Raw genomic sequence first — 11,555 nt, 5'->3', positions numbered from 1 at the left:
TGTAGCCGTGGTCGATGCTGTCGACCTGCAGCAGCTCGATCGCGGTGCGCACGTTGGTCCAGGGCATGCCGAACTCGCCGGCGTGCGCGGTGGTCTTGAGGCCGGCCTTCTTCGCATCGGCGTACGCACGGGCGAACAGCTCGGGCGGCCGGTCGTTCTCGCGGTAGTCGATGCCGATGCCGATCACCTCGTCGCAGCGGTGGGCCTTGACCCACTCGACCATCTCCACGGCCGCTTCGGCACTGGCTTCGCGGTCGATGGCGGCGATGAGCCGCCCGGTGATGCCGAACGCCTGCTGCGCATCGTGGATCGCGCGGACGATGGCGCCCTGCGCGAGCGGGTACGCAATGCCCGAGCCGTGCACCGTGCCGGTCGGGTTCCAGAAGAACTCGGCGTAGCGCACCTGGTGCGAGGCCGCATCCTGCAGGTATTCGAGCGCGAGCTGGTACAGGTCGTCGGCGCTGCGCACCAGCTGGGCGTCGAGCGCGCGCAGCACGCGCAGCACGCCCACGGGCTTTTCGCCGCGCGTGTAGAAGCCGTCGATTTCCGCGTCGGCCAGCGGCGCGCCGGCGCGCTGGTTGAGCTGGCGGAAGGTGCCGTGGCGCACGGTGCCGAAGAGGTGGCAGTGCAGCTCCACCTTGGGAATCTCGCGCAGCATCGCTTCGAGCGCGAAAGGAACGGAGGCGGGTGCATGCGCGGCAAGGGTCATGCGGCGCAGTCTAGGCAGTGCGTGCTCATAAGGAAAATTTTGAATTTCTATAATTTGATTCATTGAATCGATAACCAGGACGCCCATGGCCGCCTTGCCCCTGCGTGCACTCACGCTGCGTCAGCTGCAGTGTTTCTCGGTGCTGGTCGAGGAAGGGCACTTCGGCCGCGCGGCGCGCCGTCTCGCCATCACGCAGCCCGCGCTGAGCAACGCGATCAAGCAGATGGAAAAGCTGCTCGGCGCCGAGCTGCTGACCCGCTCCACCCACCGGCTCGAACTCACGCCCGTCGGCGCCGAGGTGCTGGCGCGCACCGACTTTCTCGTCAACACCTTCGAGGTGGCGCTGCGCGACATCGAAAGCACGGTGCAGCGCGGCCGGGCCTATGTGCGCGTGGGCGTGATCCCCTCGGCCAGCGCGCGTGTCGCGGCGGCGGCGGCCGACTTCCTGCAGCAGCGCGGCGAGGTGGAGCTGGCCTGGCGCGACGCGCCCTCCACGGTGCTGCTGGCCGAGCTGCGCAGCGGCCAGCTCGACATGGCCGTGGCCGCGATCACCGAGCCGCCCGGCGGGCTGGAATGCATCGACCTGTTCCGCGACCCGCTGGTGCTGGTGGTGTGGCGCGACCACGCGCTGGCGGCGGCCGGCGAGGCGCGCTGGGAGGCCATCGGCAGCGAGCGCCTCGTGCTGTTCGAAAGCGGCAGCATGCCGGCACTGGGCGACCCGGCGCGTGCGCAGTTTGCGCAGGGCGCGCAGCCGCACCGCGTGAGCTATTCCGAAACGCTCTACGCGCTGGTGCGCAGCGGGCAGGCGCTGGGACTGATGCCGCGGCTGTACACCTCGTCTTTGCGCGACCCCGAGCTGGCCGTGGTGCCGCTGTCGGCGCCGCGCATCGAGCGGCGCGTGGTGCTCGCTTACCTGCCGGGGCCGATGCGCAACGTGGCGGCGCAGGAGCTCATCGGGTTCCTGCGCGAACGGTTGCCGCAGGCTTAGGCCGCTTCGAGCATCGCCATGCGCGTTTCGCTACCGAAACGCTCCAGCGTCCAGCCGTCGCCGAGCATGAACATGCGCGTGTGCAGCTGCGACAGCGTGTCGCCGTCCACCTCGTCGCCGAGATAACTCAGTCGCTTCTCGCGCAGGTCGACGAAACCCGTCGTGTAGTCGCGCCCCAGGCGCAGCCACAGCGCATGCGCGCCCGGCGACTGGCGCGCGCCGCTCATCAGGCACATGCCGCTGCCGAGCGCCCAGCGGTAGACGGCCGTGGCCAGCCCGCGCCGCTGGTAGGCGGGGTCGTACTGCGAATGCGGCGCACGGATGTGGCGGTCGGCGCGGCGGTCGAGTTCGATGAGGCGGTTGAACACGGTGTAGCCGACCAGCCGCTGGTGGCGCACATCCTCGATGTACACGTAGGTCTCGCCGTCGGCCTCGCGAAAGCGCGCGCGCAGGTCGGGGTCGTCCAGACGCAGCGCGGGCAGGTCCTGCACGCGGTCGCCCATGGCGCGCATGCGCTCGTACACGGGCGTCAGCGGCTCGCTCGGGCGACCCTTCTTCGGATCGACGTCGATGCGCAGCTCGGCCGGCTGCAGGAAGCGGCGGCGCAGCGCGTCGAACGACAGCCAGGCGGGCCAGGGCGGCAGGGCAGGCGAAGGCGAAAACAGGATGGAAGGAGAGCAGGCAAGAGCCACCACGGGGAAATCCTCACAACGAACACGACGACAAAGCGGACGAGGCTCTTCCACGCGGCACGGGGCCGAAGGCGGAAAGAAGGTCGGACGCTGGGGAAGTGGTGCGTTGCCCGGGCCGATCGATCAATGGATCAGGGCCAGGGCGCGCGACCGCGCGGGGCAGGTGCCCGACGGTCGATGTGCGCTGAAGAAAAAAGGAGGCTGACCGCCGGGCTCAGGGATGTGCGAGGGTCTGCTGCGACCTCGCCGTCATTGCGGCGGGCGCGCGCACGCGCGCATCGCCCGGGGCCGCGCAGGCCGCCGTGCGATCGAAACCGGCAATGAAAACCATGACGTTCATAGGGTCGATTGTAGGAAGCCGGGCGCACAAGGACAACCAAAGCCCCCGCGGTCTCTGCCAGATTGGGTTGCGTTCAGTGGAGTTCGTCGGCCGCGTGGATCGTCTCGCGCACGCGCGGGTAGATCTGCGTGTTCCATTTGCTGCCGCTGAACACGCCGTAGTGCCCGACGCCGGCCTGCAGGTGGTGCGTCTTGAGGTACGGGCGGATGCCGGTGCAGAGGTCTTGCGCGGCCACGGTCTGGCCGACCGCGCAGATGTCGTCGCGCTCGCCTTCCACGGTGAGCAGCGCGGTGCGCCGGATCGCCGCGGGGTTCACGGTGCGCCCGGCCACGGTGAGCACGCCGCGCGGCAGGTCGTAGGTCTGGAACACGCGCTCGACGGTCTCCAGGTAGAACTCGGCCGGCAGGTCGTTCACCGCCAGGTACTCGTCGTAGAAATCGGCGATGGTGCGGGCCTTGTCGAGCTCGCCTTCGACCAGCAGGCGCTCCATGTCCTCGAACTGCTTCTTGTGGCGCTCGGGGTTCATGCTCATGAAGGCCGTGAGCTGCAAAAAGCCGGGGTACACGCGCCGCATCGCGCCCGCATGCGGCCACGGCACGTGGCTGATGAGGTTGCGGCGGAACCACTCGATGGGCTTGCTGGTTGCGAGCACGTTCACGCCGGTCGGGTTGATGCGGCAATCGACCGGCCCCGCCATCAGCGTGAGGCTGCGCGGCGTGGCCGGGTGATCGTCTTCGGCCATGAGCGCGGTCGCAGCCAGCGCGGCCACGCAGGGCTGGCACACAGCCACCATGTGCGCGCCCGGGCCCATGGCCTCGACGAAGCGCACCAGCTGCAGGGTGTAGTCGTCGAGCCCGAAGCCGCCGTGCCACAGCGGCACGTCGCGCGCGTTGTGCCAGTCGGTCAGGTACACGTCGTGGTCGCGCAGCAGGGTGCGCACGGTTTCGCGCAGCAAGGTCGCGAAATGGCCCGACAGTGGTGCGACCAGCAGCACGCGCGGGTGCACCGCATCGGTGTGCGCCTTGCGAAAGTGCAGCAAGGTGCCAAACGGCGAGACCAGCGCGACCTCTTCGTGCACGGGCACGTCGGTGCCGTCGACCATGACCGAGTCGATGCCGTAGTCGGGTCGCGTGTGGGTGAGCCGCATGCGCGAGAAGACCTCGCAGCGCGCGGCCATGCGCCGCAGTGCGGTGCGCTCGGTGTCGTTCTGCCAGAGTGCGCGGCCCAGGTACTGCGCGGTGAGTCGCCATGGCGAGAGCAGGTCGGCCTGGTTCTGGTAAGCGCGGTACAGCATGCTTCGGTTGCAGGCAAGTTGTGGGCCAACACGCACGGCGTCTCATGGCACGGCGCTTGCACACAGCCAACATCGTCCAAGGAGTGTCGCGATGACCAAACCCGTTCTCACGATCAGCAGCAAGAACTACGGCGCGTGGTCGCTGCGCGGCTGGCTGATGTGCAGGCTCGCGGGGCTGGACTTCAGCGAGAAGGTCATCCCGCCCGACGATCCGGCCATGAAGGCCGAGATGCTGCTGTTGTCGTCGTCGATGCTGGTGCCTTCGCTGCAGCACGGCGGCATCAAGGTGTGGGACACGCTGGCCATCGGCGAGTACCTGAACGAGATCAAGCCCAAGGCCGGCCTGCTGCCCGCCGACGCGGCGGCGCGCGCGCACTGCCGTGCCATCTGCGGCGAGATGCACTCGGGCTTCGCCTCGATGCGCGGCGCGTTGCCGATGAACATCAAGGCCCGCTTCAAGAACTTCAAGGTGTGGTCGCGCGCGCAGGGCGACATCGACCGCATCGTCGCCATCTGGCGCGAGTGCCTCAAGGCCTACGGCGGCCCCTTCCTGTTCGGCAAGCAGCCCGGCATGGCCGACGCGATGTACGCGCCCGTGGTCACGCGCTTCCTGAGCTACGACGTGGCGCTCGACAGCACCTGCGCCGCGTACTGCAAGCGCGTGATGGAACTGCCCGCCATGAAGGAATGGGTGGCCGCCGCGCTGCAGGAGCCCGACGAGATCGACGAGCTCGAGGCCGAGTTCTGACGCTTGTTCTTCAGGGGCTCGCGGGCGGCAGGCCGAGGCCGTCTTGCCGCAGCCGTCGCTCGATGCTTTGCGCGGCCTGTTGCAGGTCGCCCAGGTGCGCCGTCACGATCTCGCGCTCGCTCTTCACTGTCGGCAGCCACGCGCAACTGAGGCAACCCACCACCTGATCGCCGAGCCGCACCGGCACCGACACCGCGCCGAAACGGTCGGGCGAATCCAGGCTGGTGGACGTGGGGTCGCGCGCCGCATAGCCCTGGTCGCGCGCGTGCGCCACCATGCGGCGGATGCTGTCGGGGCGTCGCGCGCCGCGATCAAAGTCGTTCGGTGAACGCGCCAGTGCGGCGAGGATTTCTCGGCGCTCGTCTTCGGGGCAGAACGCAAGGTAGCAACGCCCGAGCGACGACAACAGCATTGGCGGGCGAAAGCCCAGCGCGCGGTAGTTCACCGCGAGGCCGTTGCGCGGCCGGTCGGTGTCGAGGATCAGCATGGCCGTGCCGTCGCGCACGCCGAGGTCGATCGGCCACGGCACCAGCCGCTGCAGCGTGGCGCGCGGCGATGCGGCCAACGCCGTGAGCCGCGAGCGCCACGCCGCCGCAGGGCCCGACTGGCCGGTGGCCGAGGTGGGCACGTAGCGCTTCTCCAGCTCGTTGCGCTCCACCCAGCCGGCCTGCTGCAGCGTCTTCAGGATGCGCAGCAGCGTGGCCTTCGACAGGCCGGTCTGCCGGTGCAGCTCCTGCAGCGTGACGGCCGACGATCGCTGGATCGCCAGCATCACGTCGAGCCCGCGGCGCAGTGCGTCGATCGACTTCACGCTCTGCGCGCCGGTGGTGTCTGACATGCCGCCTCCGAAGAAAAAAGGTTCACTCAGTGAAACTATATCTTCTGGCAGCGCGGCGGCATTCCTACAGTCCGATGACACCCAACGTCGTCCCACCGAGAAGGAAAACAACATCATGTTTCACCACCGAAACGCGCTCCGTGCCGCTGCAGGAGCCATTCTTTTGCTGTGTGCCGCCACGGCGGCCCTGGCACAGTCGTGGCCCGCGAAGCCGATCACCATCGTCGTCGCCTACCCGGCCGGCGGCGACACCGACGCCATCGCGCGCGCCTACGCCGAGAAGCTCGCACAGCGCGTCGGCCAGCCGGTGCTCATCGACAACCGTCCCGGCGCGAGCGGCATGATCGGCAACGCCTGGGTCGCGAAGGCGCCGGCCGACGGCTACACGCTGCTCTTCACGCCCAGCACCTTCCCTATCGCGCAGCACGTGCTGAAAGCCGGCCCCGGCGTGGCGCACGACGTGGTGAAAGACTTCACCCCCATCGTGAAGACCGGCAACATCCCGGTGCTGATGGTCACGGCGCCCACGAGCGGCATCCAGAACGTGGCGCAGCTCGTCGCCGGTGCCAAGGCCGGCAAGGCCTTCACGTACGGCACGCCGGGCGCGGGCTCGCCGATGCACATCGCGGGCGAGCTCTTCAACAAGGACGCCGGCATTGCCGTTGCGCATGCGCCGTACCGTGGCGTGGCGCCGGTGGTCAACGACACGTTGGGCGGCCACGTGAGCGTGGGCTGGATCACGCCGGGCGCGGTGGCGGCTCACATCACGGCCGGCAAGCTGGTGCCGCTGGCCGTGGCCGAACGCCAGCGCACGAAGCTCATGCCCCACGTGCCCACCTTCCTGGAGCTGGGCTACCGCGACATGGACGTGAGCGCCTGGATGGGCCTGCTCGGGCCGAAGGCCCTGCCGGCCGAGGTCGTGCAGACGCTCAACCGCCACTTCAACGAAATTTTGAAGATGCCCGACGTGCAGGCCCGCATGGCCGCGCTGGGCATCGAGCCCGTGGGCGGCGCGCCGGCCGTGCTGGCGCAGCAGATCAGCGACGACGACCAGCGCTTCGGCAAGCTGGTGCGCGAGTTCGGCATCCGCGCCGATTGACGACAGACACCCAAGGAGACGATGCATGTTGAGCGAAGAAAAAAACCGCCTGCTGACCGAAGTGGGTCCGGGCAAGCCCATGGGCGACTACCTGCGCCGCTACTGGCACCCGATCGCCGGTGCCAGCGAGTTCGACGACAAGGCCGTGAAGCCGCTGCGTATCCTCGGCGAGGACCTGGTGCTCTACAAGGACCTGAGCGGCAACTACGGCCTGGTCGACCGCCGCTGCCCGCACCGCAACGCCGACATGTCGTACGGCTACGTGGAGAAGTGCGGCCTGCGCTGCAGCTACCACGGCTGGCAGTACGACACGAGCGGCCAGTGCATCCACCAGCCCTTTGAAGAAACGCTGGACCCCGATGCGCGCATGCGCAAGAACACGAAGATCAAGGCCTATCCCGTGCAGGAGAAGGCCGGCCTCCTGTGGGCCTACATGGGCCCGCAGCCCGCGCCGCTGCTGCCCGACTGGGAACTCTTCAACTGCAAGAACGGTTTTGCGCAGGCCGTGTTCGCCGAGATTCCCTGCAACTGGTTCCAGTGCCAGGAGAACTCCATCGACCCCGTGCATTTCGAGTGGACGCACAACAACTGGACCACGCGCCTGCAGGGCGACGAAGGCCCCTACGTGCCCACGCACCTGAAGCTGGCCTTCGAGGAGTTCGAGCACGGCTTCGTCTACAAGCGCCTGCGCGGCGGCGAACGCGAAGACAACGTGATGTGGACCACCGGCCGCGTCACGCTGTGGCCCAACGGCTTCTTCCTCGGCCATCATTTCGAATGGCGCGTGCCCATCGACGACCACCACACGCTGAGCGTGCTGTGGGTGCTCAGCCGCGTGCCCATCGAACAGGAACCGTACGTGCAGGAACGGATTCCCTCGTGGTACGGCCCCATCAAGGACCCGGTCACGGGCCGCTGGATCACCAGCCACGTCGCCAACCAGGACTTCGTCGTGTGGGTAGGGCAGGGCACCGTGACCGACCGCACGCGCGAGAAGCTGGGCCAGAGCGACAAGGGCATCGTGATGATGCGCCGGCGCTTCTTTGAAGAACTCGAGTCGATGCAGTCCGACCCGTCGCACGAGCCCAAGGGCCTGATCCGCGATCCCGAGAAGAACCACGACGTGTGCCTGCCCTCGGCCTGCCGCGACGAGATGCTGCACGGCCTGCCGCGCGAGGAACTTGCCGCGCATCCGCTGCTGGGGCCGTACCTGAAGGACTTCTTCGGGCAGGCCGGGCAGCCTGACGACGTGCGCGCGGCGTATGAGCAGGCCATCGGGCAGAAGGTCGAAGGGGCTCAGTTCTTCAAGGTGCACGGCGGCGCGTCGGACGCCGTGGTGGAAACGCAAGAGGCGGCGTAACGCACGCTGCGATCCGGGTCTTTGCGCCGGGGCTCGCGGTGTCGCGCACAGCGTGTGAACATCCCATCTTGGGAGCACATGCCGTGAAGTTTCGTGATCGCGCACAGGCCGGCCGCCAGCTCGCTGCGTTGCTGCAGCGGCGCGGCGGTTTTGCGGACGCCATGGTGCTGGCGCTGCCGCGCGGCGGCGTGCCGGTGGCCTTCGAAGTGGCTCGCGCGCTGCGCTTGCCGCTCGACGTGCTGGTGGTTCGCAAGCTGGGCCTGCCTGAACAACCCGAGTACGCCTTCGGCGCGCTCGCGGGCGATGGCGTGCCCGAGATCGATGACCACCTGGTGCGCATGCTGGACCTGCGCCCGTCGGAGATCGATGCCGTCGTCCGCGCCGAACGCGCGGAGCTGGCGCGCCGCACGCAGGTCTACCGCGGCGATCGCCCGGCGTGCGATGTGCAAGGCCGCACGGTGCTCGTGATCGACGACGGGCTTGCCACCGGTGCCACCATGCGCGCGGCCGTTCGCGGGCTGCGGCGGCAGGGCGCCGGCACCATCGTCGCCGCCGTGCCCGTGGGCTCGCCCGAGGCCTGCGAGGATTTGCAGCAGGAAGCCGACGATGTGCTGTGCGTGCGCTGTCCCACGGTGTTTCGCGCGGTCGGCGCCTGGTACACCGATTTCTCGCAGACGACGGATGAAGAGGTGTGCGCGCTGCTGGCGCAAGCGCGCGGCGAAGCGGTCTAGCGTCGGAACATCCGCAGATCGAGCGCGCTCTCTTCGCCCAGCCACATCGCATGCGTCGTGTGGTCCGCGAAGTCGTCGCCGGTCACGCCGTGCACGAACACATCCAGACCATTGCGGTTCGTGTCGAGCCAGCCGATGACCTCGTCGAACTCGGCGGCGTCGAAGGCCAGCTGGCAGCTCCAGTGCGGGTGCGGGCCGACGAGGCGTTCGTGCACGCGGCCCACCACCACCATCAGCTCGTGGCCCGCCCGCTCGCAGAGGGCGCGTGCCTGCGCCACCGTATCGGGCGCGAAGTAGATGTGGGCGTGGTATTGGGCGTAGAGGTTTTCGGGGCGGCGCGGCATGGTGGGCTCATTGTGAACCGAGGCGGAAGCGTCCGCTGTAGCGGAACACGTCGCCGAACCAGCGGTGGCGCAGCAGCATCTTCATGGTGAAGTGGTCGGGGTCGGTGGGGTCGGGCCGCTCCTCGACATAGGCGGTGCCGAGCAAGAGGCCCAGCGGCAGCGGAATGCGCAGCCCCGCGATGCGCCAGATGTAGCCCCTGTCGCGGAACACCACCGCGCCGTCTTCCGCGCTCACCGCCAGGCGCATGCCGATGCCGAAGCGCACGTATTCGATCACCTCGTTGCCTTGGCTCGCGTCGTGTTCCATGTGCGAACGGAAATGGAAAGGCGGCCTGCCCGGGAAGTCGAAGACCCGGTCCCAGTAGAGGTGGGCGTCGTCGGGGTGGCAGCGGTAGTGCACCGCGATCGGCACGTTCTTTCCCTGGTGCGGCACCAGTGCGCCGAACAGTCGGCCGAAGGGCATCAGCAGCGCGGCCCAGGGGGCGTGCCAGACCTCACTCATCGTGCCGCGCACGCACACGTAGTCGTCGGAGAACGGCCTCATCGTGTAGTGGCGGCGGATGACGTCGCCGAGCTGGCTCCATGCGGGGCCGAGCGCCTGCTGGAAGACGGGGGGCGCGCTCATCCTGCCACCGCCAGAGTGGCTTCGCTGCGCGCCTTGTAGAAGCGCAGGATGTTCTCGGAAGCGTCTCCAAGCAGGAACTGCATGACCGGGTCCGCATACCAGTTGAAGCGCGTGCTCAGCCGCCACGACACCGCGACGCGCAGCTCGGTGCCACCGTCGCGCGGGGTCAGCGTGTAGGTGGCGTCGCGCAGGTCGAAATACTGGCCGCCGATCATCACGTGGTCGTCGAGCGCGCCGGCGGGGAAGGAGTCGGGCGTGAAGCGGAAGCGCCACTTCAGCAGGCGGTGGGGCTGCCACTCGGTGACGACCTCTTCGAAGTGCACGTTCTTCTGCCACTGCACCTGGCGCACGCGGCCCTCGGGCGTGTCGACGGTCACGCCCGACACCGGCATCGGCACGCCGACGCGGTAGGCCCACGCGTCGCCGACTTCGCTGGGGCGGATGTTGCGCGCGGCGTTGAGCTCGTGCCACACACGCTCGGCCGGCGCTGCAATGAAGAGCGTGCGCGAGGTGTTCGAGAACTGGTCCGGGTTGGGCCATTGCGGCTCGATGCCGCCGAGCAGCAGCGGCACCAGCGCGAAGCTGTACAGCGCGGGCTTGGGCCAGTTGGTGATGCGGCACACGATGCCCATGGCCAGCCCGCCGACGCTGCCCATCACCGCGAAGAGCGGCACGATGAAGGCGGCGCAGATGATGCCCTCGATGAACACCATCAGCGTGCCGCCGACGAACAGCGCAGTGGCCACCCACGGCGCCCAGAGGTAGTAGCCCCAGCTGCGCCGCTCGATGCGCTCGGCCATGTACACCGTGACCGCGCCGCACGCAGCGGGCGCGAGATAGACGAAGGAGCCCAGCATGGCCGAGAAGGGCTCGCCGGGGCCGCCGCCGAAGACGATGCGCAGCACGAATGCGATCGCCGCGCCGGCGAACATGGGCCAGAACCAGCCGAAGGGCATGCCGCGCACGGGCTTCTTGGCTGGCACTTCGTCGTTGGCGGGCAGGTCGGCGAGCTTGCTTTCTTCGGGATCGGTGCGCATGGAAATCTCTTCTCCTCTTCTTGTTGGGGGGCTCAGTCGGCGCTGCGCCGGGCCGTCACCATGGCGTAGTCGAAGTCGCGCCAGAACATGCCCAGCGCGAGCGCGCAGTAGCTGGCCACGATGTGCTTGCGGCGCCATGGGCTGAGCTTGCCGCGCGCCTTCCAGAGTTCGGCCAGCGTGAAGCGGGTGGCCAGCACGGGGATGTGCAGCGCGCTGGGCGCGACGCGCCAGCGCAGCGACTTCACTTCGATGTCGTCGAAGCCGTGCGTGCGCAGTGCGGCGACGAAGTCGTCGCGCACGGCCAGCGTGGGCACGGCCCAGCTGTCGGCCCACAGGCGGTGCAGCCAGCCCGCGAGGCGGCCCGGCTGGCGGCGCAGCAGGAAGCCGTCGACCACCACCAGCCGCGCGCCGGGCTTGAGCAGCCGCGCGGCCTCGCGCACGAAGTCGGCCTTGGCGGTGCCCTCGGCGTAGCAGGCGCTTTCGAGCGCCCAGGCGCCATCGGCCTGGGCGGCGGGCAGGCCGGTGCGGGTGTAGTCGGCTTCGACGTGCGCGACGCGATCGGCCACGCCGGCCCGCGCGTCGAGCCGCGCGGCGATGCCGTTCTGCACCGGCACGTTGGTCACGGTGACCGCATGCAGCGCAGGGTCGTCGCCGACCAGCGTGCGCGAGGTGGCGCCGGCGCCGCAACCGAGGTCGAGCACGCAGCGCGGGCCGATGGTGGCCGGGTCGAGCCGCAGCGCGCGGCCGACG

The 11,555-nt window shown here is 68.9% G+C and carries 13 protein-coding genes and 1 pseudogene; 5 read left to right on the top strand and 9 right to left on the bottom strand.

Annotation, left to right across the window (positions count from 1 at the left end; all coding sequences use genetic code 11):
- Positions 1–709 (bottom strand): annotated as a pseudogene (locus tag AAG801_RS35500) (adenosine deaminase); the annotation flags it as partial.
- A gap of 85 nt (positions 710–794) precedes the next feature.
- Here AAG801_RS35500 and AAG801_RS35495 point away from each other — a divergent pair.
- Positions 795–1,697 (top strand): LysR family transcriptional regulator, encoded by a 903-nt coding sequence (locus tag AAG801_RS35495; protein ID WP_341892643.1) that lies wholly within the window; start codon positions 795–797, stop codon positions 1,695–1,697.
- Here AAG801_RS35495 and AAG801_RS35490 read toward each other — a convergent pair.
- The 3 genes from AAG801_RS35490 to phaZ all read right to left on the bottom strand — a co-directional run bounded on the left by AAG801_RS35490 (position 1,694) and on the right by phaZ (position 4,023).
- Complete coding sequence (locus tag AAG801_RS35490) at positions 1,694–2,392, bottom strand: GNAT family N-acetyltransferase (protein ID WP_341892642.1); 699 nt, start codon at positions 2,390–2,392, stop codon at positions 1,694–1,696. The genes AAG801_RS35495 and AAG801_RS35490 overlap by 4 nt on opposite strands.
- A 211-nt stretch (positions 2,393–2,603) precedes the next feature.
- The gene (locus tag AAG801_RS35485) at positions 2,604–2,729 is read right to left on the bottom strand and encodes a hypothetical protein (protein WP_257214726.1); all 126 of its coding nucleotides are present in this window, start codon (positions 2,727–2,729) and stop codon (positions 2,604–2,606) included.
- 73 nt (positions 2,730–2,802) lie between these two features.
- The gene (gene phaZ / locus AAG801_RS35480) at positions 2,803–4,023 is read right to left on the bottom strand and encodes a polyhydroxyalkanoate depolymerase (RefSeq protein ID WP_341892641.1); all 1,221 of its coding nucleotides are present in this window, start codon (positions 4,021–4,023) and stop codon (positions 2,803–2,805) included.
- 91 nt (positions 4,024–4,114) lie between these two features.
- Here phaZ and AAG801_RS35475 point away from each other — a divergent pair, with 91 nt between their 5' ends.
- The gene (locus AAG801_RS35475; protein ID WP_341892640.1) at positions 4,115–4,771 is read left to right on the top strand and encodes a glutathione S-transferase family protein; all 657 of its coding nucleotides are present in this window, start codon (positions 4,115–4,117) and stop codon (positions 4,769–4,771) included.
- A gap of 10 nt (positions 4,772–4,781) precedes the next feature.
- On the opposite strand, the gene AAG801_RS35470 is transcribed toward AAG801_RS35475, so the two are convergent.
- Positions 4,782–5,609 carry a helix-turn-helix domain-containing protein gene (locus AAG801_RS35470; protein ID WP_341892639.1) on the bottom strand — a complete coding sequence of 276 codons (828 nt, stop codon included), beginning with the start codon at positions 5,607–5,609 and terminating at the stop codon, positions 4,782–4,784.
- Positions 5,610–5,721: 112 nt separating this feature from the next.
- On the opposite strand from AAG801_RS35470, the gene AAG801_RS35465 reads away from it, so the two are divergent.
- The 3 genes from AAG801_RS35465 (at position 5,722) to AAG801_RS35455 (ending at position 8,799) form a co-directional block, all read left to right on the top strand.
- Positions 5,722–6,708, top strand: coding sequence for a tripartite tricarboxylate transporter substrate binding protein (locus AAG801_RS35465; protein ID WP_225617070.1), 987 nt, complete (start codon positions 5,722–5,724; stop codon positions 6,706–6,708).
- 25 nt (positions 6,709–6,733) lie between these two features.
- Complete coding sequence (locus AAG801_RS35460; RefSeq protein ID WP_341892638.1) at positions 6,734–8,068, top strand: aromatic ring-hydroxylating dioxygenase subunit alpha; 1,335 nt, start codon at positions 6,734–6,736, stop codon at positions 8,066–8,068.
- An 83-nt stretch (positions 8,069–8,151) separates the two neighbouring features.
- Entirely contained in the window at positions 8,152–8,799 is a 648-nt protein-coding gene (locus AAG801_RS35455; protein WP_341892637.1) for a phosphoribosyltransferase, read from the top strand.
- On the opposite strand, the gene AAG801_RS35450 is transcribed toward AAG801_RS35455, so the two are convergent.
- The 4 genes from AAG801_RS35450 to AAG801_RS35435 form a co-directional block, all read right to left on the bottom strand.
- Positions 8,796–9,143 (bottom strand): DOPA 4,5-dioxygenase family protein, encoded by a 348-nt coding sequence (locus AAG801_RS35450; RefSeq protein WP_192195933.1) that lies wholly within the window; start codon positions 9,141–9,143, stop codon positions 8,796–8,798. The two genes, AAG801_RS35455 and AAG801_RS35450, sit on opposite strands and share 4 nt — an antisense overlap.
- A 7-nt stretch (positions 9,144–9,150) precedes the next feature.
- The gene (locus tag AAG801_RS35445) at positions 9,151–9,768 is read right to left on the bottom strand and encodes a DUF4166 domain-containing protein (protein ID WP_341892636.1); all 618 of its coding nucleotides are present in this window, start codon (positions 9,766–9,768) and stop codon (positions 9,151–9,153) included.
- Positions 9,765–10,805: an SRPBCC domain-containing protein gene (locus AAG801_RS35440; protein ID WP_341892635.1), complete on the bottom strand. Its 1,041-nt coding sequence runs from the start codon at positions 10,803–10,805 to the stop codon at positions 9,765–9,767. The genes AAG801_RS35445 and AAG801_RS35440 overlap by 4 nt, the downstream gene beginning before the upstream one ends.
- Positions 10,806–10,837: 32 nt before the next feature.
- A partial coding sequence (locus tag AAG801_RS35435; protein WP_341892634.1) for a methyltransferase domain-containing protein occupies positions 10,838–11,555 on the bottom strand: 718 nt, incomplete at its 5' end.

Source organism: Variovorax sp. YR752 (assembly GCF_943372545.1).
The sequence above is the reverse complement of the archived record's forward strand: the minus strand, read 5'-3'. Positions and strand labels throughout refer to the sequence as shown.

What these genes read in the sequence shown, in the direction of transcription:
- AAG801_RS35495 (WP_341892643.1), top strand. Translation starts at nt 795, where the DNA reads ATGGCCGCCTTGCCCCTGCGTGCACTCACGCTGCGTCAGCTGCAGTGT.
- AAG801_RS35485 (WP_257214726.1), bottom strand. Translation starts at nt 2,729, where the DNA reads ATGAACGTCATGGTTTTCATTGCCGGTTTCGATCGCACGGCGGCCTGC.
- phaZ (WP_341892641.1), bottom strand. Translation starts at nt 4,023, where the DNA reads ATGCTGTACCGCGCTTACCAGAACCAGGCCGACCTGCTCTCGCCATGG.
- AAG801_RS35475 (WP_341892640.1), top strand. Translation starts at nt 4,115, where the DNA reads ATGACCAAACCCGTTCTCACGATCAGCAGCAAGAACTACGGCGCGTGG.
- AAG801_RS35470 (WP_341892639.1), bottom strand. Translation starts at nt 5,609, where the DNA reads ATGTCAGACACCACCGGCGCGCAGAGCGTGAAGTCGATCGACGCACTG.
- AAG801_RS35460 (WP_341892638.1), top strand. Translation starts at nt 6,734, where the DNA reads ATGTTGAGCGAAGAAAAAAACCGCCTGCTGACCGAAGTGGGTCCGGGC.
- AAG801_RS35450 (WP_192195933.1), bottom strand. Translation starts at nt 9,143, where the DNA reads ATGCCGCGCCGCCCCGAAAACCTCTACGCCCAATACCACGCCCACATC.
- AAG801_RS35445 (WP_341892636.1), bottom strand. Translation starts at nt 9,768, where the DNA reads ATGAGCGCGCCCCCCGTCTTCCAGCAGGCGCTCGGCCCCGCATGGAGC.
- AAG801_RS35440 (WP_341892635.1), bottom strand. Translation starts at nt 10,805, where the DNA reads ATGCGCACCGATCCCGAAGAAAGCAAGCTCGCCGACCTGCCCGCCAAC.